This window comes from Streptomyces griseus subsp. griseus, from assembly GCF_000720255.1.
Taxonomy (GTDB): Bacteria; Actinomycetota; Actinomycetes; order Streptomycetales; family Streptomycetaceae; genus Streptomyces; species Streptomyces griseus_I.
The window spans coordinates 82,133-104,182 of record NZ_JOJE01000003.1; the positions used below are offsets into that span (position 1 = coordinate 82,133).

The 22,050-nt window shown below is 72.1% G+C and carries 22 protein-coding genes; 8 read left to right on the plus strand and 14 right to left on the minus strand.

Features of this window, described 5'->3' with window-relative positions:
- Window positions 1-16: 16 nt before the first annotated feature.
- Both IG99_RS05375 and IG99_RS05380 read right to left on the minus strand, forming a co-directional pair.
- A complete protein-coding gene (locus tag IG99_RS05375) occupies window positions 17-517 on the minus strand; it encodes a ribonuclease FAU-1 family protein (protein WP_037670374.1) in 501 nt (166 codons plus the stop codon).
- Window positions 498-1,427: a GNAT family N-acetyltransferase gene (locus tag IG99_RS05380; RefSeq protein WP_037670375.1), complete on the minus strand. Its 930-nt coding sequence runs from the start codon at window positions 1,425-1,427 to the stop codon at window positions 498-500. Before IG99_RS05380 ends, IG99_RS05375 begins: the two co-directional genes overlap by 20 nt.
- Window positions 1,428-1,513: 86 nt before the next feature.
- On the opposite strand from IG99_RS05380, the gene IG99_RS05385 reads away from it, so the two are divergent.
- Window positions 1,514-1,885 (plus strand): GntR family transcriptional regulator, encoded by a 372-nt coding sequence (locus IG99_RS05385; protein WP_037670377.1) that lies wholly within the window; start codon window positions 1,514-1,516, stop codon window positions 1,883-1,885.
- 34 nt (window positions 1,886-1,919) lie between these two features.
- On the opposite strand, the gene IG99_RS05390 is transcribed toward IG99_RS05385, so the two are convergent.
- Both IG99_RS05390 and IG99_RS05395 read right to left on the minus strand, forming a co-directional pair.
- Window positions 1,920-2,693, minus strand: coding sequence for a DUF72 domain-containing protein (locus tag IG99_RS05390; protein ID WP_037670379.1), 774 nt, complete (start codon window positions 2,691-2,693; stop codon window positions 1,920-1,922).
- A gap of 43 nt (window positions 2,694-2,736) precedes the next feature.
- Complete coding sequence (locus IG99_RS05395; protein WP_037670380.1) at window positions 2,737-3,831, minus strand: DUF5925 domain-containing protein; 1,095 nt, start codon at window positions 3,829-3,831, stop codon at window positions 2,737-2,739.
- Window positions 3,832-4,058: 227 nt separating this feature from the next.
- On the opposite strand from IG99_RS05395, the gene IG99_RS05400 reads away from it, so the two are divergent.
- Window positions 4,059-4,865: an SGNH/GDSL hydrolase family protein gene (locus IG99_RS05400; RefSeq protein WP_037670382.1), complete on the plus strand. Its 807-nt coding sequence runs from the start codon at window positions 4,059-4,061 to the stop codon at window positions 4,863-4,865.
- Between the two features lie 4 nt (window positions 4,866-4,869).
- On the opposite strand, the gene IG99_RS05405 is transcribed toward IG99_RS05400, so the two are convergent.
- From IG99_RS05405 to IG99_RS05420, 4 genes are all read right to left on the minus strand, one after another.
- Entirely contained in the window at window positions 4,870-6,471 is a 1,602-nt protein-coding gene (locus IG99_RS05405) for a serine/threonine-protein kinase (RefSeq protein ID WP_037670954.1), read from the minus strand.
- A gap of 46 nt (window positions 6,472-6,517) precedes the next feature.
- Window positions 6,518-8,296: an urease accessory protein UreH domain-containing protein gene (locus tag IG99_RS05410; protein WP_037670384.1), complete on the minus strand. Its 1,779-nt coding sequence runs from the start codon at window positions 8,294-8,296 to the stop codon at window positions 6,518-6,520.
- Window positions 8,293-9,870 (minus strand): tetratricopeptide repeat protein, encoded by a 1,578-nt coding sequence (locus tag IG99_RS05415; RefSeq protein ID WP_037670386.1) that lies wholly within the window; start codon window positions 9,868-9,870, stop codon window positions 8,293-8,295. Before IG99_RS05415 ends, IG99_RS05410 begins: the two co-directional genes overlap by 4 nt.
- Before the next feature lie 132 nt (window positions 9,871-10,002).
- Entirely contained in the window at window positions 10,003-11,520 is a 1,518-nt protein-coding gene (locus IG99_RS05420) for a DUF4331 domain-containing protein (protein ID WP_037670388.1), read from the minus strand.
- A 208-nt stretch (window positions 11,521-11,728) separates the two neighbouring features.
- Between IG99_RS05420 and IG99_RS05425 the strand changes: the two genes are divergently transcribed.
- From IG99_RS05425 to IG99_RS05435, 3 genes are all read left to right on the plus strand, one after another.
- The gene (locus IG99_RS05425; RefSeq protein WP_037670389.1) at window positions 11,729-12,271 is read left to right on the plus strand and encodes a sigma-70 family RNA polymerase sigma factor; all 543 of its coding nucleotides are present in this window, start codon (window positions 11,729-11,731) and stop codon (window positions 12,269-12,271) included.
- Window positions 12,268-13,083, plus strand: a complete 816-nt coding sequence (locus IG99_RS05430; protein ID WP_037670391.1) for an anti-sigma factor — start codon at window positions 12,268-12,270, stop codon at window positions 13,081-13,083. The genes IG99_RS05425 and IG99_RS05430 overlap by 4 nt, the downstream gene beginning before the upstream one ends.
- A gap of 115 nt (window positions 13,084-13,198) precedes the next feature.
- Window positions 13,199-13,465, plus strand: a complete 267-nt coding sequence (locus IG99_RS05435) for a hypothetical protein (RefSeq protein WP_037670393.1) — start codon at window positions 13,199-13,201, stop codon at window positions 13,463-13,465.
- Window positions 13,466-13,474: 9 nt separating this feature from the next.
- Here the strand turns inward: IG99_RS05435 and IG99_RS05440 are convergent, their stop codons facing one another.
- The 3 genes from IG99_RS05440 to IG99_RS05450 all read right to left on the minus strand — a co-directional run bounded on the left by IG99_RS05440 (window position 13,475) and on the right by IG99_RS05450 (window position 16,468).
- On the minus strand, window positions 13,475-14,671 hold the full coding sequence (locus tag IG99_RS05440; protein WP_037670395.1) for a CaiB/BaiF CoA transferase family protein: 1,197 nt from the start codon (window positions 14,669-14,671) through the stop codon (window positions 13,475-13,477).
- Window positions 14,672-14,750: 79 nt separating this feature from the next.
- On the minus strand, window positions 14,751-15,527 hold the full coding sequence (locus IG99_RS05445) for an ABC transporter permease (RefSeq protein WP_037670396.1): 777 nt from the start codon (window positions 15,525-15,527) through the stop codon (window positions 14,751-14,753).
- Complete coding sequence (locus IG99_RS05450) at window positions 15,524-16,468, minus strand: daunorubicin resistance protein DrrA family ABC transporter ATP-binding protein (RefSeq protein WP_037670397.1); 945 nt, start codon at window positions 16,466-16,468, stop codon at window positions 15,524-15,526. The genes IG99_RS05445 and IG99_RS05450 overlap by 4 nt, the downstream gene beginning before the upstream one ends.
- A gap of 63 nt (window positions 16,469-16,531) precedes the next feature.
- On the opposite strand from IG99_RS05450, the gene IG99_RS05455 reads away from it, so the two are divergent.
- A complete protein-coding gene (locus IG99_RS05455; protein WP_037670398.1) occupies window positions 16,532-17,245 on the plus strand; it encodes a TetR/AcrR family transcriptional regulator in 714 nt (237 codons plus the stop codon).
- 13 nt (window positions 17,246-17,258) lie between these two features.
- On the opposite strand, the gene IG99_RS05460 is transcribed toward IG99_RS05455, so the two are convergent.
- The 3 genes from IG99_RS05460 to hmgA are packed head-to-tail and all read right to left on the minus strand — an operon-like array spanning window position 17,259 to window position 20,526.
- Entirely contained in the window at window positions 17,259-18,395 is a 1,137-nt protein-coding gene (locus IG99_RS05460) for a type ISP restriction/modification enzyme (protein WP_037670400.1), read from the minus strand.
- A 26-nt stretch (window positions 18,396-18,421) separates the two neighbouring features.
- The gene (locus IG99_RS05465) at window positions 18,422-19,171 is read right to left on the minus strand and encodes a GntR family transcriptional regulator (protein ID WP_037670403.1); all 750 of its coding nucleotides are present in this window, start codon (window positions 19,169-19,171) and stop codon (window positions 18,422-18,424) included.
- Window positions 19,172-19,197: 26 nt separating this feature from the next.
- Window positions 19,198-20,526: a homogentisate 1,2-dioxygenase gene (hmgA, locus tag IG99_RS05470; protein ID WP_037670405.1), complete on the minus strand. Its 1,329-nt coding sequence runs from the start codon at window positions 20,524-20,526 to the stop codon at window positions 19,198-19,200.
- 162 nt (window positions 20,527-20,688) lie between these two features.
- Here hmgA and IG99_RS05475 point away from each other — a divergent pair, with 162 nt between their 5' ends.
- A complete protein-coding gene (locus IG99_RS05475; protein ID WP_037670407.1) occupies window positions 20,689-21,276 on the plus strand; it encodes a hypothetical protein in 588 nt (195 codons plus the stop codon).
- A complete protein-coding gene (locus IG99_RS05480; protein ID WP_037670409.1) occupies window positions 21,273-21,890 on the plus strand; it encodes a TetR/AcrR family transcriptional regulator in 618 nt (205 codons plus the stop codon). Before IG99_RS05475 ends, IG99_RS05480 begins: the two co-directional genes overlap by 4 nt.
- Window positions 21,891-22,050 lie beyond the last annotated feature (160 nt).

Consider the following 22,050-nt stretch of genomic DNA (forward strand, 5'->3'; position numbering starts at 1 on the left):
GGGCCCGGACCAGGGGCTACACCAGCAGCGCCTCGAAGTCGCCGCCGCGCGCCAGCGCCTCCAGCTCGTCGAGCGCCGCCACCGCCGCGGCCGCCGCCTCCGGGTCCTTCTCCACGAGGCCGCTCTCCTCGAACTCGTCCTCGTCCAGCCGTCGTACGTCCGTGCCGTCGGCGGAGCGCCAGAGGTCCAGGTCGAGATCCTCGACGACCAGCTCCGTGCCGGAGAGGGTGGCGGGGCGGGCGATGTCGCAGTACCAGCCCTTGAGCGCACCGGCGGGGTCACGCACCTCCATGACCGCGTACCAGCGGTCCCGCCAGTAGTACTCCGTGAAGACGTCGCCGGGCTCGAAGCGGACGAAGCCGAAGTCGCGGACGGCGCCGCCCGCGAACGGTGCGCGGACGACGATCCGCGTGCCGTCGTCCCTCAGCAGCTCCGCGGGGTAACGGATCTTCGTACGGCCGGCCTTGACGAGGACGACGTCGATGAGCCGGGCGCTGTCAGACGAGTTCACGGGCATGGCGCACCTCGGTCGCGCAGATCTCGTAGCCCAGCCAGGTGTTGACGGCGAGCATGGGTCCGTTTCCTGTGTCGTTGCCGGTGTAGGCGTCCGTGTACCCCCGGGCGCGGGCCCGATGCAGGGAGTGGGTCTTGGTGAGCTTGGCCAGGCCCCGGCCGCGAAAGGCGCGGGCCGTGCCGGTCATGCCGGTGGAGTAGCGGGTGAGGCCGTCCGTCTGGGCCAGGGTGAAGGCGACGGGACGCCCTTCGGCCACGGCCACGGTGGTCAGGTCGAGGTCGAGCAGCGGACGCCTCCAGGTCTCCTCGATCCACGCCTCGTAGTCCGTGAACTCGGCGCCGACGTCGCTCGGTTCGTCCGCGACCGTCTCCGCGTCCAGCTCGAACAGGGGGCGCGGATCATCCGCGAAGTCGGCGGCGGTGCGCAGTTCGACACCGGACGGCGGGTCCTGCGGCGGCGGAAGCGTGCCGTTCACCAGGTCGAGGCGGAGGAAGTGCGCGGAGCGGCTTGCCTTGTAGCCGTGCCGTTCGGCGAAGACGCGGTTGCCCGGCTCGTCCAGGACCCAGGCGAACAGGCGGGTCGCCCCGAGTCTGGCCAGGTGTTCCTCGCCGACGCGGGTCAGGAGGCCGCCCGCCCCTCGCCCGAGGTGCTCGGGATGCGTGTACACATTCAGGAAACCCTGGCCCGGCTCCGGGCTGTCGTGGGCGAGGCCGACCTGGGCCGTGCCGATGATCTCACCGTCCGCCTCGGCGACGAGCTGGCGGAAGTGGGCGTCGGGGTGGGCGTGGGTGAGGGCATGGACCACGGACTGCGGGGTGGCCACCATGAAGGGCAGGGCCAGCCGCCGGACCAGGACGAAACCCTCGGCGTCCGCCGGTGCCTCGGGGCGCAGATCGCGCACGATGACGGTCATGGAGGCGCACGTTACGTGGGGCGTGTGCGCGAGTGCCTCCCATTTTCCCGTGGCTGCTTTCCGCGTGGGTACGGGACAATCGGCGCGTGACCTTGAAGATCCATATCAATGAGAGCGCACCACCGTACGAGCAGGTGCGGGCGCAGATCGCCGAGCAGGCGCGGTCGGGGGTGCTGCCGGTGGGGTACCGGTTGCCCACGGTGCGGGGGCTCGCCGAGTCGCTCGGGCTGGCGGCGAACACGGTCGCCAAGGCGTACCGGGCACTGGAGAGCGACGGGGTGATCGAGACCCGGGGACGGAACGGGACGTTCGTGGCGGCGGCGGGGCCGGCGGCGGAGCGAGAAGCCGCGCTGGCCGCACAGGGGTATGCGGAGCGGGTCCGGCGTCTGGGACTCGGGGAGGACGCGGCGCTCGCTGCGGTGCGGGAGGCCCTGCGGGCGGCTTATGGGGAGGGGTGATGGGCGTTCGAGTGGGGTCGAGTTCGGGAACTGTTCAGCTTGCCGCCGGCATCGACTCCGGTGTTCTCGTCGCCGTCAACCCCGCTTTCCTCGCCGCCCTGCCGAACACCACCGCGTCGGCCACTGCCGCTCCGTGGGGGTCGTTGTTGAAGTACGTGTAGATGTCGGAGGTGTCCGGCCAGGTCGTGGCGATGCGGTCGATCCAGGTTTCCAGGGAGCGGCGGCCGTAGCGGGGCCAGGAGTGGGCGCGGCCCTGGTGGAAGCGGACGTAGCCCCAGTCGGTGGTATGCCACAGGGGTGTCGCGGGGCGGGCGCGGACGTCGGCCCAGCACAGGGCCGCGCCACGGGACTCCAGGAGGGTTCGCACCTGAGGGGTCCACCAGGACTCGTGGCGTGGCTCGACAGCGATCCGGGTGCCGGAGGGGAAGTGGGACAGACAGGTGTCGAGCAGCGGCGCGTCCACCTGAAGGTTCGGCGGGAGCTGGAGCAGGACCGGGCCGAGACGCGCGCCGAGGCCCGCCGCGTGGCTCATCAGGCGGTGCACCGGTTCCTCGGAGTCGCGCAGGCGTTTGATGTGGGTGAGGTAGCGGCTCGCCTTGACCGCGACCACGAAGTCACCGGGTACCCGGTCTCGCCAGGACTCGAACGTCTCGCGGGACGGCAGCCGGTAGAACGCGTTGTTGATCTCGACGGTGGCGAAGTGCCCGGTGTACTCCTCCAGCCACAGCCGCAGGGGCGTTCCGGCCGGGTACAGGACGTCCCGCCAGTCCTTGTACTGCCAGCCGGACGTACCGACGAACAGGGTCATACGTCCATCAAAGCACCGTACGGCGGCGCCTGCGGGTGACCACCTACAGATACAACCCCGCGTCCGCCCTGCCCCGCGGCTCCGGCAGGGACGTCGGGGACGTGCCCCGGCGCAGCGCGTACAACTCCGCCAGGGTTGCCCCCTCGGGGCCGACGCCCTCCTCGGTGCCCAGCCAGCCCACCGCCTCCCGGCGGGTCAGCGGGCCGACCTCGATGCGGGCGAGGCAGCGGCCGGGGCGGACCACGGCGGGGTGGAGGCGCTCGAGGTCCTCGTTGGTGGTGACGCCGACCAGGACGTTGCGGCCCTGGCCGAGCAGGCCGTCGGTCAGGTTCAGCAAGCGGGACAGCGCCTGACCCGCCGTGTGCTTGGCCTCCCCGCGGATCAGCTCGTCGCAGTCCTCCAGCAGCAGCAGCTGCCAGCGGCCCTTGCCGGTGGAGTCCTCCTCGCCGATCGCGATGTCCATCAGATAGCCCACGTCGGAGAACAGCCGCTCGGGGTCCAGAACGCAGTCCACCTGGCACCAGTCCCGCCAGGAGCGGGCGAGGGTGCGCAGCGCCGACGTCTTGCCGGTGCCGGGCGGGCCGTGCAGCAGGAGCAGCCGGCCGGCGATGTCCTGCGGGGTCGTCCCCATCAGGCGGTCCATCGCGTCGGCGACGGGGGCGGTGTAGTTCTGCCGCACCTCGTCCCACGTACCGGCGGAGATCTGACGTGTCGTACGGTGCGGGCCGCGCCGCGGGGACACGTACCAGAAGCCCATCGTCACGTTCTCCGGCTGCGGTTCGGGCTCGTCGACGGCGCCGTCCGTAGCCTCCTCGAGAACCTCGGCCGCCAGTTCGGCGCTGGTCGCGGTCACCGTGACGTCGGCGCCCCGGTTCCAGCGGGAGATCAGCAGCGTCCAGCCGTCGCCCTCCGCCAGGGTCGCGCTGCGGTCGTCGTCGCGGGCGACGCGCAGCACACGGGCCTGAGGGGGCAGCAGGGTCGCGCCGGAGCGCACGCGGTCGATGTTCGCAGCGTGTGAGAACGGCTGCTCGCCCGTCGCGAAGCGGCCGAGGAACAGCGCGTCGACGACATCGGACGGGGAGTCGGAGTCGTCGACGTTGAGCCGGATCGGCAGGGCGTCGTGTGGGTGCGCGGACATGCGGCCATGATCCGGCACACGAGCCCCGTGTGCACCCGGTTTCCGGGGTGTGCGTGGCGTGTCGGGCGAGTTCCCCTCACCGGGCGCATGCCTTCCCGTCGCCCCTGTGCCGTCGGCAACCCGGTGCCGGTCACCGGTTTGCAAGGAAGTTCTTGGCATGGACACTTCCCGTCAACACGCGTAGTTGGTACGAAAGTTGTGGCAGAGATCCTGCTAAGGGAGGTTCCATGAGACGTTCCCGACTTGCCCTGTTCCTGGGCTCGATCCTCCTCGCCGCCGCCACCGCCCTCACCGGGGCCACCGCGGCGCAGGCATCCCAACCAGCCGCGTCAGGCGGCTATGTGGCGCTCGGTGACTCCTACTCCTCGGGAGTCGGTGCCGGCGGCTACATCAGCTCCAGCGGCGACTGCAAGCGCAGCACGAAGGCGTATCCCTACCTCTGGAACGCCGCCCACTCACCCTCCTCGTTCACGTTCGCCGCATGCTCGGGCGCCCGAACGGATGATGTTCTGGCGAGTCAGCTCGGCGGCCTCGACTCCACCACCGGCCTCGTCTCCCTCACCATCGGCGGCAACGACGCGGGCTTCGCCGACGTGATGACGACCTGCGTGCTGCAGTCCGACAGCGCCTGCGTCTCCCGCATCAACACCGCCCGGGCGTACGTCGATCCGACGCTGCCCGGCAAACTCGACAAGGTCTACTCCGCGATCAGCGCCAAAGCCCCCAATGCCGAGGTGGTCGTCATCGGCTACCCCCGCTTCTACAAGCTCGGCACCACCTGTCTCGGCCTGTCCGAGACCAAGCGCAAGGCCATCAACGACGCGTCCGACTACCTCGACACCGCCGTCGCCAAGCGCGCCGCCGACCACGGCTTCACCTTCGGCGACGTGCGCACCACCTTCACCGGGCACGAGATCTGCTCGGGCAACTCCTGGCTGCACAGCGTCAGCTGGCTCAACGTCGGCGAGTCCTACCACCCGACCGCCGCGGGGCAGTCGGGCGGCTACCTGCCGGTCCTGAACAACGCCGCCTGACCCGTCAGGGACTGGGCGACACCGAGGGGGAGGCCCCGCCCGACGGGGTCTCCGTCTCACACGTGAACGAGAACGGCACCGACTCGGACGTCGTGCGCACCGGGTTCCGCACCTCGACACTGATCTCGTTACGGAAGGTCCCGCTCTCGGCGGACGTCGTCACGGTCACCGTGTCCTGCTTCGACTTCTCGCCGCCCGACGAGAACGACAGCGTCTTCCAGCCCGGCGCGGAGACCTCGCCGTCCTTCGTCACCCAGCGGTAGTCGACCTCCGCGGGCAGCCGGCCGACCGTGAAGGTCGCCGTGAAGGACGGAGCCTCACCGCTCGGGGGCGGACAGGGGCCGGAGTAGTCCGTGCGCGTCCCCGCGAGACTCACCCGCACCGACTGCGGCGCCGGTGACTGGCTGCTCTTGCTCGGGCTCGGAGTGGGGCTCGGCTTCTCCGTGTCCGCCGTGCTCTCCTTGCTGCTCGGCGTGGGCGACGCGACCCCGCCGCTCTGGCTGTTGGTGTCGCCCTTGCGAGCGCCGTCGCCGCCGTCGTCGCGGTTCAGCAGCGCGTACGTCAGACCCGCGACCGCCAGCGCCAGGGCGGCCACCCCCGCGACCAGCACGCCGGCGCCACGGCGTTCGCGGCCCCGCCGGCCCCCGCCGCCGGTGGTGGTCCCGACGGCGGGGACCGGCCGCGATGGCGTCGGCGGCCCCTGCCGTGTGGTCGCGGAGGGACCCGCGACCGTGGGCGGGTACGCCGGTACCGTCCGGGCCGTGTCCGCGCGCGGCTGTCCGCCCGCCGCGACGACGCGCAGCTCCTGTTCCGCCCGGTCGGCGGGCAGGCGCTCGGCCGGATCCTTGCGCAACAGCCCCTCGATGACGGGCGTCAGCGGTCCGGCCAGGCGCGGCGGCGGCAACTCCTCGTCGACGATCGCGCGCAGGGTGCTGAGCGGAGTGTCCTGACGGAACGGCGAGTTGCCCTCGACCGCCGCGTACAGCAGCACACCGAGCGACCACAGGTCCGACTCCGGCCCCGGCGTCCGGCCCAGCGCACGCTCCGGCGCGAGGAACTCGGGGGAGCCGATGACCTCGCCGGTCATGGTCAGCGCGGAGGTGCCCTCGACGGTCGCGATACCGAAGTCGGTGAGTACCACCCGGCCGTCGTTCGAGATCAGCACGTTGGCCGGTTTCACGTCCCGGTGCAGCACCCCGGCCTCGTGCGCGGTGCGCAGCGCGGCCAGCACCTCGGCGCCGACGTGCGCCGCCTGCTGCGGGGTGAGCGGTCCCTCGGCGTCCAGCTGGTCGGCCAGCGAGATGCCGCGCACCAGCTCCATGACGATCCACGGGCGGCCGTCCTCCGTCGCCACGTCGTACACCGTCACCACGTTGCGGTTGGCGACCCGGGCCGCGGCCCACGCCTCACGCTCCAGGCGGGCGTACAGCCGCTCCACGTCGGAGGTCGGCAGCCCGGCCGGGGCCCGCACCTCCTTGACGGCGACCTCGCGGTGCAGCACCTCGTCGCGGGCCCGCCACACCGTCCCCATGCCGCCCTCGCCGAGCGGCGCGAGGAGACGGTAGCGGCCCGCGATCAGACGTTCACTGCCCGGTTCTTCGGACACCGGTGCCCCCATTTCGCATCCCGGCGGATACCTTCACAAACGTAGCTCAGCCGAGTACGGATGCCGCCCCCTTGAGCACCAATCCGACGCCGAGCGCCACGACTACCAACGCGGACACCAGGGGTGTGGTTCTGCGCAACAGCGTCACCGCCGGGTTCGCGGTCCAGCGCGAGCCCCGGTCCAGCATGCGGTTCAGGCCCGTCCCCAGCTTCACCACCGCGACTCCGGCCGTGGTGAGGGTGAGGGCGAGACCGACGCCGTAAGCGAGGACGAGCAGCAGCCCGAACCACGCCTTGCCGAGCGCGGCGGCACCGACGAGCACGACCACGGCGGAGGGGCTGGGCACCAGACCACCGGCGAAGCCGAGGAGGATCGTGCCGCGGAGGGTGGGGGCGGTGGCGTGGGTGTGGGTGAAGCCGCCGTGAGTGTGTTCGACGGTGTGGGTGTGGGGGTGGGGGTGGGGGTGCTCGTGGTGGTGGTCGGGCGCGTGATCGTGGGTGTGCGCGGGGGCTTCCGTGAGGGTGGGGGCCGGGTGGGAGTGGGCCCCTACCAGGACCAGGTCACGGTCGGGGGCGTCGGCGGGGTGGTGCGCGGGGGCGTGGTCGTGCGGGTGGTCATGGTCGTCATCGTGAGTGTGCCCGTGCCCGTGCCCGTGCCCGTGCCCATGCCCGTGCCCATGCCCGTGGGTGTGCCCGTGCCCGTGAGTGTGCCCATGGCCGTGTCCGTGCCCGTCGTCCCCGTGGGTGTGGTCGTGCCCGTCGCCGTGGTCGTGTCCCTGCCCGTGCGCACGGTTGCGCCAGGCCCGGCGGGTCAGGGTCGCGCCCGCCACGAGGACGAGCGCGCCGCTCGCGAGGCCCAGCCACGCGATCACCGACGGGGCGGCCGCCGAGCCGGCCGTGACCAGCACGCCGAGGGCCACCACGCCGAGGGTGTGGGTGACCGTCACCGACGCGGCCATCGGCAGGACGTCCTTGAGGCGGGCCCGCCCGCCGCGGGCGGCCGCCGAGGCGGCCATGAGGGTCTTGCCGTGCCCCGGGGCGAGCGCGTGCATCGCGCCCAGTCCTACCGCGATGAGCAGGGCCAGCGCGGCGAAGCCGAGGGTGAGGCGCTGCCGGGAGACCAGGTCGTCGAGGGCCCGGGTCCAGCGGTCGGCGCCGCGCGGCAGGACGGACGCGGCCGGTGCCTCGCCCTCGCCCTTGTCCTCGGCGAGGGCCGGGCCGCCGGGGCGCAGCCGCAGGGACGCGGACGCGGTGTCGGCGGGGGAGGAGAGCAACTCCGCGGGATACGAGGTGAGTTCGCGGGAGACCGACTTCGTCGGTACGTCCGACCCGGTGAGCGTCATCCGGTCGCCGCGCGCGGTGATCTCCCGCCACCCCGGCCCCGAGGACGCGCCCGCGCCGTGGAAGCCGAGGGTGACGGTGTCGTTCCCGGGCAGCGGGGCCGTCATCCGGCACTCCACGCGCAGGGTGTCGAGGCCGGCCTGGCCCGGACGCACCCGCGCCTTGCTGCTCGCGACGGCGAGGGGGGCCGTACGGCCGTCGACGGTGACCTTGCTGCCTCGGGCGGCGCTCGCGCACCGCTGCTTCGCCCACTCGCTCATGCCCAGGCGTTCGATGTCCGGCTGGGCCTGGGTGGCGGGGATCTCGGCGAGATCCTCGACGTGGTGGACGCGGAGCAGTCCGGGGGCGGCGACGAGTCCGTCGTAGCGGTTGACGGTGAAGTTGCCCAGGGGGTGCGCGCTCGCGGTCGTGGAAGGAACGAGCACGAGCGCGCACCCGGCCGTCAGGACGGCCGCGCAGGAGGTGAACAGACGACGGGGGCTCACTTGCCCACCTCCAGCGTCTTCAGCGCACCGCGGGCCTCGCGGGCACCCAGGGGCGAGAAGCCGGGGTTCAGCTTCAGGGCCGCCGAGAGGTGGCTGCGGGCGTCCTCGGGGTGACCGGTGGCGCGTTCGATGATGCCGCGGTGGTAGAGGAACGCGGCGTTGCGGTAGCCGGTGGCCGTGGCCTGCCGGGCGTAGGGGAGGGCCTCGCTGTCCTTGCCGTTGACGTGCAGGGCCCAGGCGAGGGCGTCCGCCGTGTGCACGGTGTGGCGGCGGGCCCAGTCGGCGCGGGCCGCCCGCAGGGCCGTCGCCCGGTCCCCGTGGTCGGCGGCGGCGAGCGCGGTGTCCAGGTCGGCGTTGACGCCGTTGGCGCGGGCGAGCGCCGTCCAGGCGTCGACGAGGGCGTACTGGTCGCGTGCCCTGTCCTTGTCGCCGGCCTTGCCGCGCTCCTCGTAGAGCTCACCGAGGACGACGAGCGGGCCGGGCAGCGGGTAGCGGGCGACGACCTGCTCCATGCCCTTGATCGCCGCGGCACGGTCGCCGCTCGCGGCCTGTGCGCGGGCGCGGCCCTCCAGGGCGGGGAGGTAGTTCTCGTCGGCGGCGAGGGCACGCGCGTAGTAGGTGAGCGCGTCGTCGTAGTCGCCCTGGTTCCAGGCGAGCTGGCCGAGCTGGGCGGCGACGTACGCGATGTCGCCCCGGGTGGTGGAGCTGGAGAGCGCCTGCTTCAGGACCCGTTCGGCCGTCTGCACGTCACCGCGCAGTTCCCGCACGTACGCGTACCGGGTGAACACCGGGACACCCGGGCGCCGTTCGTCGGCGGTGTCGGCGGCCCTCGCGGCCTCGTCGTAGCGGCCGAGCTCGACGAGCGCGTCGATACGGGAGGACAGGGCGCGTTCGCTGTAGGTGTTCTGCTTCAGGGTTCGGTCGGCGTACTTCAGGGCGCCGTCGAAGTCATGGCGGGCGGCGGCCAGCGCGGCCCGGCCGGCGAGGGCCTGGTCGTTGTCGGGCCGCAGCTCCAGGGAACGCTTCAGGGCCTTCTCCGCCTGGGGGTAGCGGGAGGGGTCGCCCTTGGTGCGGGCCTGCTCGACATAGGCGAGACCGAGGGTGGCCCAGCCGCCGAAGTCCCTCGGCTGGCCCTTGAGGTGCTTCTGCAGGGCGGTGATGCTCGCGTCCAGGTCGCCGCTGCCCAGCAACGCCGGCGACACGGCCCCGGCCGCGGACACCGGTACGGCGCTCCCGCCGTCCCGCGCTGCCCCGAAAGCGATGGCCCCCGCGGTGAGCCCCACCGCCAGCATGGCCGCACACCCGAACAGTTGAGCCCGCCGCCAACGCCGCCCGGCGGCGGCGACCCGCCGTACGGCGACGACCCGCTCGTCGGTGGTTCCCGGGGGCGTGGCGGGCTGCCCGGCAGGGGGCTCGTCGACCTGCGCGGCAGGGTTGGCGGCGGCCCCCTCCCGGGCGGGCTCGGTGTCGTGTTCACGGGCGTCTTCCGGAGACGGCATGTCGACGCTCTCCGCGGCAGGCGGCTGTGTGCCGTCCGGCCTCTTCTGTGCGTCGTCGTCGGTGCGCGGGGGCATGCCCTCTCCTCGGTCGCCTGGGGTGGATCAACGAGCTGGGTTGCGGTGTGCGTGGGGGGATCTGCGGCGCGGCCCGCACCGTGGGGGATGGGATGTGCGGGCCGCGCCAGTCGAGAGGCGTGCGGAACCGGCTCAGTACGCGCGGTTCCGGCGGCGCCACCACATGAGGCCCGTGCCGATCAGCAGCACACCGGCCGCGCCGGCGCCCGCCGAGGCGGCGATCAGCGTGGTGTTGCCCTCGCCGGCCGGGGTCAGCGCGTCGCCGAGCTGGCTGCGGACGTCGTTGCCGCCGGCGCCCTTGGCGACCGGACCACGCGAACCCTCCGTCGGCAGGGCGACGTACGGGAAGTACTTCTCGAAGTCCTTGTCGTTCTTGTCGACCGCGTCACCCAGGTCGTTCTTGGTGCCCAGCAGCTCACCCTCGACGACCTGGAGCGAGGCGTCGATCACGTCGTCGGTGAGGCGACGGCCGTTCGGGAAGCCCGCGTTGTCGCCGTCGAGGACGCCGAGCCGCTTGGGGCTGGCGCTCGGCTTGATCGAGGTGTTGAGGCGCAGTTGCTCCGACGGCGTCACGTACGGCGGCTGGTTGAGGCCCTTGACGCCCTTCAGGAACACGTCGACGAGGTCGTTGCGCGGCTCGGCCGGCGCCTTGATCTTGTAGATCGCCTCGATGAGCTTGGGCAGCTCGGGGTTGGTGACGTTCTTCAGGAACTGGCCGTCGTCCTTCGGCTCGGACGCGTTGAACTTGTCCTTGTCCTTGATGGGGTTGACGACCTCGTTGACCAGCGGGTTGCCCAGGCGGGAGACCTGCTTGTACTCACCGCGGGCGTTCTGCCGCTGCGTCGTCGACCAGATGCCCACGATCGGCTGGTGCATCGACTCGGTGATCAGCTGGGTCGGGATCTGCAGCGCGATCGAGTTGACGTTGTAGCCCTTGAGCGTGTCGTTGCCGACCTCGGAGAGGTTCCCGCCGTACAGCAGGTCGAAGACGCGCAGGTCCAGGAAGAACGGGTCGTCGGCCTGTCCGGCGAAGGTCTGCGTGCCGTTGTGCAGCTTGTAGATCGCCTGGTCGCGCAGCTTCTTGTAGTCCGGCATCGACGCCTTGCCGACGTTCGACGGCGCCACCGGGACGTCGGAGGCGACCTTCGTCTTCGCGACCTCGTACCCCTTCCTCAACTTGATCAGCTCGAGGTCGTACGTCTGCGTCACGTTCAGGTCGGGGTCGTCCAGGCTCTCGACCGCGCCCGTGTTGTACAGGAACGTCTTCTTGTTCTTGACGTGCGTCTTGAAGGTGTACCGGAACAGCAGGTCGCCCTTGGCGTCCCCGTTGTTGTCGATGTGGATGTCGTACTGCGCGTCCTCGGCGAACGGGAAGAAGTTCGGACCGCCGGCCGGCTCCTCGAAGGGGATCCAGTTCGCGACGATCGTCGTCGAGTCCGGCTTGTCCGGGCTCACGAACGCGTACACGTCCGTGTTGTCGTACTGGGGGGTTCCCGAGATCAGCGGCGCCTCGCGGTGGCTGGAGGCGGAGGCCGCCTGCGGTTCCAGCGCGGAGACGCCGGCGGCCGCGAGCCCTCCGGCGGCCAGTGCTCCGGAGATGAGAGTCGCGACGCTCCGGCGTCCCGGGCCGCGCTTGGAAGTAGGTGTCATGCCGTCCGTCCTCAGTGCCAACTTGCCTGACGGACAGTGATACGCAGCAGAACGCCTTTCGGATTGGTCCGAGACGAAAAACTTTTTTTCGTTGCCCCACCCGCGTTTGGGGCACGCTGATCCGTAACCCCGTCCGGAGGTGTGTCTGTTGCGGATGCCTGGTGTGACGGGAGGACGGGGCGGGTGCGGCCGCGGAGAGGGGGACCGCGTGGAGGCGGACGAGCTACTGGTGCTCGTGGCCGGTGGCGACCAGAGGGCGTTCGAGAGGTTGTACGGACTGGTGTCAGGGCCGGTGTTCGGACTCGTGAGGCGGGTCGTGCGTGATCCGGCGCAGTCGGAGGAGGTGGCGCAGGAGGTGCTGCTCGAACTCTGGCGCTCCGCCGCCCGCTTCGACCCCGGGCGCGGCAGCGCGCTGTCCTGGATCCTGACCCTCGCCCACCGCCGCGCCGTCGACCGGGTGCGCAGCGCCCGCGCGGCCGGCGAACGCGAGCAGCGCGAGGCCCTGCGTGCCCACCACCCCGCCTTCGACCAGGTGTCCGAGGAGGTCGAGGCCGGCCTTGAGCGCGAGTACGTGCGCCGCTGCCTGGACCGGCTCACCACCCTGCAACGCCAGTCCGTCACACTCGCCTACTACGACGGCTACACGTACCGTGAAGTGGCCCAACGGCTCTCCCTGCCGCTCGGCACCGTCAAGACGCGGATGCGCGACGGACTCACGCGGCTGCGCGAATGCCTGGGAGGTGCCGCATGAGTCTCCTCGACCGCCTCTTCGGCCGCGACGACCCGCACTCGCTCGCCGCCCCCTACGCACTCGACGCCCTCGACCCCGAGGAGCGCCGCCGCTTCGAGAAACACCTCAAGGGCTGCGACCGCTGCGCCGCCGAGGTGCGGGCACTGTCCGAGGACGCCGTCCGGCTGGCCTGGTCGACGGCCGTCCCGGCGCCGGCCGCGATGCGCGACCGGGTGCTGGCCGCCGTACGGGCCACGCCGCAGGAGCGGGCGCCGGTGCGGGAGCACTCCCCGCAACTGCCGCCGCACGTCTGGGGCGCCCAGCCGCCACCGGCGCGCGCCCGTGCTCCCCGCGCGCGCCGCCCGCTGTTCGTGCCGTTCGCCACCGCCACGGCCGCCGCGGCCCTCGTCATCGCCTCGCTCTTCGCCGTCCAGGCCAACCGAGCCCAGGACCGGTTGAACGCCGAGCGGGCCCAGTCACGTGAGATCGCCCACGTTCTGTCAGCTCCGGACGCGCGCGCGACCACCGGCAAGGACGCCGAGGGCAGAAGTATCGGAGTGGTCGCCTCCGCCTCGGAGAAGGAGGCGATCGTGACCCTGAGCGGATACGACGACCTGCCCGGCGGACGGGTGCACCAGCTGTGGCTCATGCGCCCTGACGTGCAACCACGCTCCCTCGGGCTTTTCGACGGCGACACGCCCCTGGTCGCGACCGGTCTCGACACCGCGGGGACGTCACTCGCCGTGACCGTCGAACCGGATGGGGGATCAGCCCAGCCCACTACGCAGCCAATTGTCCAACTCGCCCTAAAAACTGTTGGATTCGGAGAGTAATCGTCAACCCCCTTACGGGGAAGGTGAATCCTGTGACCGGGATACACGGGTGCCCGAGCGGGACGATAGGGTTAACCTGCCCGGGCCGGGTGGACTCGTACGGGTGGGGAGTGACATGGAACAGATAACAGCGCGCAGGGCGAGGGTCCCTGCGATCACCTGCGGCAGCAGCGCGACCAGTTCGCGCCTCGACCGCCACCTCTCGGTGCTGGGGGGTCCCGCCGTGCCACAGCGGGAGACGGCCGAGGCGACGTCATTGATGCGCGAGCTCACCGCTCGTGACACCACTCAGCGGCGCAGTGACAGGGGTGCGCGGGTCCGCCGTGTCTCCCTCTTCGCGCCTCTGCGCCGACTGCGCCGTTCGCTGTTCGGCGGGAACTGACGTCCGCGCTCAGGCGACCACACCGTCCCGGCGCAGTGCTGCGACCTCGCCGTCCGTCATCCCCACGGCGCGCAGCAAGGCTTCGGTGTGCTCCCCGAGCGCGGGCACGTCCCCCATACGCGCTTCCTCCCCGCCCGGCAGAGTGATCGGCGGCAGGAGCGCCCGCAGTGGTCCGACCGGCGTCCCCACCTCCCGCCACCGCTCCCGAGCCGCCAGCTGCGGATGCTCCGCCACCTCGTGCAGGTCCCGCAGCCGTGCGCAGGCGAGCCCCGCGCCCTCCAGTCGGGCCAGCGCCTCCTCGGTGTCCAGCGCACCCAGCGTCCCGGCCACATACGCGTCCGTGCGCTCCCGGTTGGCCACCCGTGCGGCATTCGTCGCGAACGCCGGGTCCGTCCCCAGCTCGGGCCGTCCCACGACCTGTTCCGCCAGCCGTCGCCACTCCCGGTCGTTCTGCACCGACAGCAGCACCCGCCCGCCGTCCGCCGTCGCGTAGGCGTCGTAGGGCGCGATGACCGCGTGCGCAAGACCGGTACGGGCCGGGGCGGTCCCGCCGTGCAGGGTGTGGTGCAGCGGATGTCCCATCCACTCCGCCAGCGCGTCCAGCATGGACACCTCCACCGGCCCGCCCCGCCCCGTCGTGCCCCGCCGCACCAACGCCGCCAGCACACCGGAGAACGCGTACATGCCGGCCGCGATGTCGGCCGCCGGGATCCCCGCCTTGACGGGCTGTTCGGGCGTCCCGGTGACCGACACCAGGCCCGCCTCGCACTGCACGAGCATGTCGTACGCCCGCTTGTCCGCGTACGGCCCCGTCGCCCCGTAGCCGGAGACGTCCACGGCGACCAGCCGCGGATGCGTCGCGCACAGGGTGGCCGCGTCCAGGCCGAGCCGGGCGGCGGCCCCCTGCGCCAGGTTCTGCACGAACACGTCCGCCTCGGCGACCAGCCGCCGCACGACGTCCAGGCCGCGCGGGTCCTTCAGGTCGAGGGCGATGGACTCCTTGCCCCGGTTGCACCACACGAAGTGCGAGGCCAGGCCCCCGGCCGCGGTGTCGTAGCCACGCGCGAAGTCGCCGCCGTCGATCCGCTCCACCTTGATGACCCGGGCGCCGAGATCGGCGAGCTGTCGGGTGGCGAAGGGGGCCGCTACGGCCTGTTCGACGGCGACGACGGTGATGCCCTCGAGGGGCGGCGGGAGCAGATCCATGGGGTGGATCATGACCCGAGCCGCCCCCGTCTGTCATGGGCGTGTGTACCGATGGGTCAAGGGCGTGCGTACCGGTCTGTCATGCGCGGGCGTACCGGCGTACGGCGAGCGGTGCGAACACCGCCAGTAGTACGGCGCACCAGGCCAGCGAACCGGCGACGGGGTGCGCGACCGGCCAGGAGGCGCCGTCGGGTACCGGCGCGTTGCCGAAGAGGTCGCGCAGGGCCGTGGCCACCGCGCTGAGCGGGTTCCACTCCGCCAGCGTGCGCAGCCAGCCGGGCAGGTTGTCCGTGGGGATGTAGGCGTTGGACAGCAGCGGCAGCATGAAGGTCGCGCTGCCGAGCTGGCCGGCCGCCTCCTCGCTCTTCGTCAGCAGGCCGAGGAAGATTCCGATCCAGGTGCAGGCGAACCGGAACAGCAGCAGCAGGGCCACGGCACCCAGGGCCGCCGTCGCCGACCCTTCGACGCGCCAGCCCACCGCGAGCCCCACCAGCAGGAACGGCACGATCCCGGCCGCCGTGACGATGGTGTCGGCGACCGCCTGCCCGAGCGGCACGGCCGCCCGGCTCACCGGCAGGGTGCGCAGCCGGTCCGTCACCCCGCGGTGGACGTCCTGCGCCGACTGGAACATCCCGGTCATGATCCCGTTGGCCGCGGTCGCGACCAGCAGCCCCGGGACGAGGAACGCGCGGTACTCGGCGCCGGGCATCGCGAGGGCGCTGCCGAAGACGTAGCCGAAGAACAGCAGCATGGTGATCGGCATGGTCTGGGTGAGGATCACCAGGGCCGGGTTGTTGCGGACGCGCAGCAGCTGGCGGCCCAGCATGGCCGTGCCGTCGAAGGCGAGGGTGCTCATACGGCGACCTCCTGGTCGGCGGTGAGGCGCAGGAACACCTCGTCGAGGGTCGGGGGACGCAGGGTCGCGTCCAGCAACGGCACGCCCGCGGCGTCGAGTTCGCGCACCAGACGGGGGAGGGTGAGCGTGGAGTCCCGGGTGACCGCGCCGACGGCCGCCCGCTCGTGGTCGAACGTCGGCTCGGTGCCGGTGAGCTGGTCGAGCACGCCCGCCGCCTGGGTGAGGACGTCCGGGTCCGCTACGACCACCTCGGCGTAGGAGCCGATGAGCGCCTTGAGTTCACGGGGCGATCCGGTGTGCGCGACTCGGCCGGAGTCCACCAGGGCGATGTCGTCGGCGAGCTGGTCGGCCTCCTCCAGGTACTGGGTGGTCAGCAGGACCGTGGTGCCGTCCTGCTTGAGCTCCCGGACGGCGTCCCAGATGTCGCTGCGGCTGGCCGGGTCGAGGCCGGTCGTGGGCTCGTCGAGGAAGAGCACCTCGGGGCGGCGGATCAGGCTCGCCGCGAGGTCGAGGCGGCGCCGCATACCGCCCGAGTAGGTGGATGCCGGCCGGTCGGCGGCCTCGGTGAGCCCGAAGCGCGCCAGCAGCTCCGTGGCCCGCCCGCCGGGGTCGCGGGTCCGGTGCAGACGGGCGAACAGGCGCAGGTTCTGGCGGCCGGTGAGGTCGCCGTCGACCGATGCGTACTGCCCGGTCACAGCGATGGCCCCGCGGACGGCTGCCGCCTCCCGGACGAGGTCGTACCCGGCGATCCGAGCCGACCCCGCGTCGGGCCGCAGCAGTGTCGTCAGCAGGCGTACGGCCGTGGTCTTGCCCGCCCCGTTCGGCCCGAGGAGCCCGCAGACGGTGCCCCGCTGAACCGCGAGATCCAGGCCGCGCAGGGCGCGAACCTCCCCGAAACGCTTCTCCAGGCCTTCACTAAGTACAGCGTACGTAGAAGTCATGGGTCGACCATAGCGCACTACGTACGCTGTACGTAACTAGGATGGAGGCCGAGGTGATGATCGATGGCGGGCCGAGCGGCCGTACCCGAAGTGATCTGGGCCCGTCGCGAGCGGACGGGCCGGGGGCCGAAGCCCGCGTACACGCGGGCGGACATCGCGGCGGCGGCCGTGCGGATCGCCGACGCGGAGGGCCTGGACGCGGTGTCGATGCGGCACGTCGCGGCGGAACTGGGCTGCGGAACGATGTCCCTGTACAACTACGTCCCCCGCAAGGAGGACCTGTACGAGCTGATGGTGGACGCCGTCAGCGGCGAGCACGAGCTGTGGGAGCCGAGCGGGGACTGGCGCGCTGACGTCATGCGGATCGCCCACCAGACACGCGCGCTGATGCACCGCCACACCTGGATGTCCCGACTGATGTCCTCGCTCTACGGCTTCAGCCCGAACGCCCTGCGCTATCTCGAACACTGCATGGCCTGCCTCGACCCGTTGGAGGCGCCCCACGGCACGAAGATGGAGCTGCTGGCGATGGTCAACGGGTGCGTGACGGTGTACGTCTCGAACGAACTGGCCGTCGCCGAGCGCACCCGGTCACTGCCGTGGTCGGACGAGGAGGAGCAGGCGGTGCGGATCGCCTACCTGGGATCCCAGATCGCCTCGGGGGCGTACCCGAGGCTGGCCGCCGCCTTCATGGAGGACGCGGGGCCCATCGATCTGGAGGCGGTCTTCGAGCGGATGCTGGGGCGGGTGCTCGACGGGTTCGAGCCACGGGCGTGACGGCCGAGTACACCTAGAGCAAGGCGAACTGCCCCTCCGGGCCCTCCTCGTGGTGGTCCAGGACGGTGGCAGGGTGGCGCGCCGAGTCCGGGGGCGGCAGCACACCCGCCTCGCGCAGGTCCGCCGCCGTGACGGGGTCGGTCAGCGGCGTCTCCTCCTGCTGCGGGCGCAGTTCCGACAGCAGGGCCAGCACCGTGATCAGCTCAAGGAGTTCCGACGTCCACGCCTGCGGCCAGGTCGTCGGCCGGATCGCCCGGAGCGTGCCCGGTTCCGCCGGGGCCGTCCTGGTCGCGAACCACTGTTCCAGCACTTTTGCACCGCCCACCGCGAAGTCCCACGCCTGAGGCGGCACCGGCGAGATCCGGCCCTCGTCGAGGTGCAGGGCCTCCTCCTCGGGGTCGTAGTGGAGGGTGTGGGGAAAGGCGGGCAGGGGAGCGCGGACGTACGGGCGGCGGCCGCCGGGGAGTTTGGGGCGGGCGCCGTCGCGGCGCAGCAGCCAGAGGATGCGGCGGCCCCTCTCCACCCCCCGCGCCCACAGGCCGGGGTCCCGGGTGAGGGGCACGGTGGTGTCGGGGCGGGCGGCGGCCAGGGTCCAGGCCAGGAAGTCCACCGGATCGGGGGAGTGGCCCAGGTGCTCCAGAAGACCCGGGGCCAGGTTCGGTTCCTGGCCGCCGGGGCGGCGGTACAGGGGGCGGATACGGGCCGGGCGCAGGAGGGGGACCAGGGAGGTGACGAGGAGGGGCGCGTCCGGCGCCTCCAGTACGAAGATCTGGTGCTCGTCCGCCACCCGCCACAGCTCGGGCCGGGCCGCGTCGATCAGACGGTGGTCGGGGATGAGCCACTGTTCGTCGAAGGGGGCGGCCAGGACCCGTACCGGGTCGGGGCAGGGGCCCGAGGCGCGGGCCAGCCGTTCCGTGCCGGCGGACCGGCCCGGCAGCTGTGCCACGGCGGTGTGCAGGGTGCGTGCGCGTGAGGGCTCGAAGAGAGTCTCGCGGTCTGGGCCCTCGGCCTTCAACAGGGCGTCCCAGCGGGCCTTGAGGGAGGCCGGCTCGGGGCCCGTCGGCCAGCCCCGGCCGAGCCGTGGGGGTGCGACGGACCACGGCATGAGGTCCGCCAGCGGCGGAGCGTCGTCGTGCGTCACGCTGGGCATCGTACGACGGGGTCCGGAGCGGCGGGTCACGTGGCGTCGAGCGTGACCGTGAAGGAGAAACGGTCGCCCCGGTAGTGGATGACGGCCACGTCCAACGGGCGCCCGTCGGCGTCGTACGTGACGCCCGTGTAGTGCAGGATCGGGCTCAGCAGGGGGACCTGGAGCAACCGGGCCGTCTCCGGGTCGGCGAGACGGGCCTCGACCGTGTCCGTGATGCGGCTGATGTCCACCCCGACGACGTCCCGCAGCACCTTCGTCATCGGCCAGCGGGCCAGGTCGTCCAGGTCGACGCGGGCGGCGATCTCGGGGCGGACGTAGTTGCGGGCGTGGTTGGTCGGCTCGCCGGTCTTCTCGTCGCTGCGCAGCCGGTGGTACGTCGCCACCTCGCCGAGGTCCGGGAAGTACTCGGCGAGTTCGGACGGGACGGGGGCCGTGGCGTGATCGAGGAGGCGCGTCGTCATGCCGGACTGCTGGGCGACGATCGCGTCCACCGAGCCCAGGAGGCGGACCGGGGCCCCGCGCCGGACCCCCGGCTCGATGAACGTGCCGCGCCTGCGGTGCCGGCTGATCAGCCCCTCGTCCTCCAACTCCTTCAGGGCCTGCCGCATGGTCAGCACGCTCACCCCGTAGTGACCCGCCAACTGCTCCTCGGTGGGCAGCCGCAGCGGGTCCCGGGGCGAGCGGCCGAGTATCGACGCGCGCAGCGACTGCGACACCTGGTACCAGAGCGGCAGCTTGCGGTTGAGGACGATGGAGTCCGGGGCGAAGGAGGTCACGGGCCATCCGTACCGGCAGGGATACCTCAGGGCAAGAGGCGGAAGTGCCGTTCGAGGCCCTGCCACACGTCGTCGTAGTGCTGTTGCAGGTGGTCCGCGCGGGCCGCGTGCGGGGTGAGGGCGATGGGCCAGCGGGTCTCGAACATGAACGCCAGGCCGTCGTCGACCTTCTGGGGCCTCAGCTCGGCGGCGCTCGCCCGGTCGAACGTCTCCCGGTCCGGGCCGTGCGCCGACATCATGTTGTGCAGCGAGCCGCCGCCCGGCACGAAGCCGCCCTCTCCGGCCGTCTTGGCGTCGTAGGCGCCCTCGATCAGGCCCATGTACTCACTCATCACGTTCCGGTGGAAGTACGGCGGCCGGAAGGTGTCCTCGCCCACCAGCCAGCGCGGCGCGAAGACCACGAAGTCCACGCCCGCGAGACCGGGAGTGTCCGACGGCGACGTCAGTACCGTGAAGATCGACGGGTCGGGATGGTCGTAGGAGATGGACCCGATCACGTTGAAGCGGCGCAGGTCGTACACATAGGGGACGTGGTTGCCGTGCCAGGCGACGACGTCCAGCGGGGAGTGGTCGTAGTGGGCCGACCAAAGGTTGCCGCAGAACTTGTTCACCACCTCCACCGGCCCCTCCACGTCCTCGTACGCGGCGACCGGCGCGCGGAAGTCGCGGGCGCTCGCGAGACCGTTGGCGCCGATCGGGCCGAGGTCGGGGAGGCGGAAGGGGGCGCCGTAGTTCTCGCAGACGTAGCCGCGGGCCGTTCGGTCCAGGAGGTCGACGCGGAAGCGGACCCCGCGCGGGATGAGGGCCACCTCGCCCGGCTCCGCGTGCAGCAGGCCGAACTCCGTGCGCAGCAGCAGTCCGCCGCGTTCGGGCACGATCAGCAGCTCGCCGTCGGCGTCGCTGAAGACCCGGTCCATGGAGGCGTCGGCGTGGTACAGGTGCACGGCCATCCCGGTGCGCTGGGTGGCGTCGCCGTTGCCGCCGAGGGTCCACAGCCCGGCGAGGAAGTCCGTGCCGGCCGTCGGCTCGGGCAGGGGGTTCCAGCGCAGCCGGTTCGGGTCCGGGACCGACTCCGTGAAGGGCGCCGTGCGGACCCGGCCGTGGTGCGTGTGCGTGAACGCGGGGTGCGCGGCCGACGGGCGGATCCGGTACAGCCAGGAGCGGCGGTTGTGGGCGCGGGGCTCGGTGAACGCCGTTCCGCTGAGCTGCTCCGCGTACAGGCCGAGGGGGGCGCGCTGGGGTGAGTTGCGGCTCTCGGGGAGGGCGCCCGGGACGGCTTCGGAACTGTGCTCGTTGCCGAAACCGGAGAGGTACGTCAGCCCCTCGGCCGTCTTCCGCGCGTCCCCGCTGCCCATGATGGCTCCCTTGCCGTCCCGATTCCTATGCATCACCGTAGGATTGCGGTTTCCCGGGCGCAAGAGGCGCGGGTGATCTCCTCACCGAGGACGACGGGGACGCGGTGAGAACCCGACCACAGGGGGATCCGGGCGGCCGAAGAGGTGTTCTAGGCTCCCCGCATGTCGAGGACGCGGGGGTTCGTCGCCGCGCTCGCGGTCTGTGTCCTGATGGTGACCGGATCCGCGGGCTGCGCTTCCAGTGATGCCTACGGGCAGAGTGGCAACGGGCAGTCATCGGTGCCGGCGGGCAAGCTGCTCGACGACACCGACCAGGACGGGCACCGGCTGCGGGAGGTGGACGAGAAGGGCGCCCCGCGCGTGGCCATGGAGGTCCAGCCCGACAACGACGGCAGCTGGGACGTGCGGCTGACCGTCACCGACTTCCGCTTCTCACCGGCCGGTACGGCGGCCGAGGCCGTGGCCGGACGGGGAGTCGTCGGTCTCTTCGTGGACGGCCGCCCCGTCGCCACCCTGCGCGGACCGGACCACCGCCTCGCGGCCGGCTACCTCCCGCACGGCACCCACCACGTCACCGTGCGCCTGTACGCCGACGACGACACGGCGTGGGCCGTGGACGGCGAACCCGTCGAGTGCACGGCGGACATCACCGCGTCGGCACCCGAGCCGACGCCCACGGTGAGTACCGAGGCCGCTTCGCCGCGTACTGGGGGGCGAGGTTCCCCGGACCGCGGCGGAGAGGCATCATGAAGCCCGTGCCCCACGCGACATCGCTACGCCGCGCGCCCGTGCAGCGGCGCAGCGCCGAACGCCTGACCAGAATCCTCGACGCCTGCGCGGACCTCCTCGACGAGGTCGGCTACGACGCCCTGAGCACCCGCGCGGTGGCGTTGCGGGCCGGTGTCCCCATCGGCTCGGTGTACCGCTTCTTCGGCAACAAGCGCGCGATGGCCGACGCGCTGGCCCAGCGCAACCTGGAGCGCTACACCGAGCGCGTCAACGAGCGTCTGGGAGGGGCCCGGCCGGGGGACTGGCGGGCGGCCGTGGACGCCGTGCTCGACGAGTACCTGGCGATGAAGCGCACCGCGCCCGGGTTCTCGCTCGTCGACTTCGGCAACCAGATTCCGGTCGGCGCCCGGGACGGCGAACCCAACCACCGCGTCGCCGACCGCCTGACCGACCTGCTCTCCGCCTATCTCGACCGGGACCCCGACGACGACATGCGACGCACCTTCCTCATCGCCGTCGAGACCGCAGACACCCTCGTGCACCTGTCCTTCCGGGTGGCCCCTGAGGGCGACGAGAAGATCATCGCCGAGACACGCGAGCTGCTGCGGGCTTATCTGGCGCGGGTGCTGGACTGAATTCGGGCGGCGCAAGCTCCAGGGGCTTCGGGCTCCAGGGGCTCCGGGCTCTGGGTCCCCGGGCTCCGGGCCCCCGGGGCTCCGGGTCCGACAAGGTCTCCCCTCCGTCCGTACCGGTCGGTATGCTCGCCCCAGCCCGTGCGTCATCGTCGCCGCCATC

Excerpts from the sequence above, each read along its gene's own strand:
- IG99_RS05375 (WP_037670374.1), bottom strand. The coding sequence starts at position 517 with ATGCCCGTGAACTCGTCTGACAGCGCCCGGCTCATCGACGTCGTCCTC.
- IG99_RS05380 (WP_037670375.1), bottom strand. The coding sequence starts at position 1,427 with ATGACCGTCATCGTGCGCGATCTGCGCCCCGAGGCACCGGCGGACGCC.
- IG99_RS05390 (WP_037670379.1), bottom strand. The coding sequence starts at position 2,693 with ATGACCCTGTTCGTCGGTACGTCCGGCTGGCAGTACAAGGACTGGCGG.
- IG99_RS05395 (WP_037670380.1), bottom strand. The coding sequence starts at position 3,831 with ATGTCCGCGCACCCACACGACGCCCTGCCGATCCGGCTCAACGTCGAC.
- IG99_RS05400 (WP_037670382.1), top strand. The coding sequence starts at position 4,059 with ATGAGACGTTCCCGACTTGCCCTGTTCCTGGGCTCGATCCTCCTCGCC.
- IG99_RS05415 (WP_037670386.1), bottom strand. The coding sequence starts at position 9,870 with ATGCCCCCGCGCACCGACGACGACGCACAGAAGAGGCCGGACGGCACA.
- IG99_RS05420 (WP_037670388.1), bottom strand. The coding sequence starts at position 11,520 with ATGACACCTACTTCCAAGCGCGGCCCGGGACGCCGGAGCGTCGCGACT.
- IG99_RS05430 (WP_037670391.1), top strand. The coding sequence starts at position 12,268 with ATGAGTCTCCTCGACCGCCTCTTCGGCCGCGACGACCCGCACTCGCTC.
- IG99_RS05435 (WP_037670393.1), top strand. The coding sequence starts at position 13,199 with ATGGAACAGATAACAGCGCGCAGGGCGAGGGTCCCTGCGATCACCTGC.
- IG99_RS05440 (WP_037670395.1), bottom strand. The coding sequence starts at position 14,671 with ATGGATCTGCTCCCGCCGCCCCTCGAGGGCATCACCGTCGTCGCCGTC.
- IG99_RS05445 (WP_037670396.1), bottom strand. The coding sequence starts at position 15,527 with ATGAGCACCCTCGCCTTCGACGGCACGGCCATGCTGGGCCGCCAGCTG.
- IG99_RS05450 (WP_037670397.1), bottom strand. The coding sequence starts at position 16,468 with ATGACTTCTACGTACGCTGTACTTAGTGAAGGCCTGGAGAAGCGTTTC.
- IG99_RS05455 (WP_037670398.1), top strand. The coding sequence starts at position 16,532 with ATGGCGGGCCGAGCGGCCGTACCCGAAGTGATCTGGGCCCGTCGCGAG.
- IG99_RS05460 (WP_037670400.1), bottom strand. The coding sequence starts at position 18,395 with ATGCCCAGCGTGACGCACGACGACGCTCCGCCGCTGGCGGACCTCATG.
- hmgA (WP_037670405.1), bottom strand. The coding sequence starts at position 20,526 with ATGGGCAGCGGGGACGCGCGGAAGACGGCCGAGGGGCTGACGTACCTC.
- IG99_RS05475 (WP_037670407.1), top strand. The coding sequence starts at position 20,689 with ATGTCGAGGACGCGGGGGTTCGTCGCCGCGCTCGCGGTCTGTGTCCTG.
- IG99_RS05480 (WP_037670409.1), top strand. The coding sequence starts at position 21,273 with ATGAAGCCCGTGCCCCACGCGACATCGCTACGCCGCGCGCCCGTGCAG.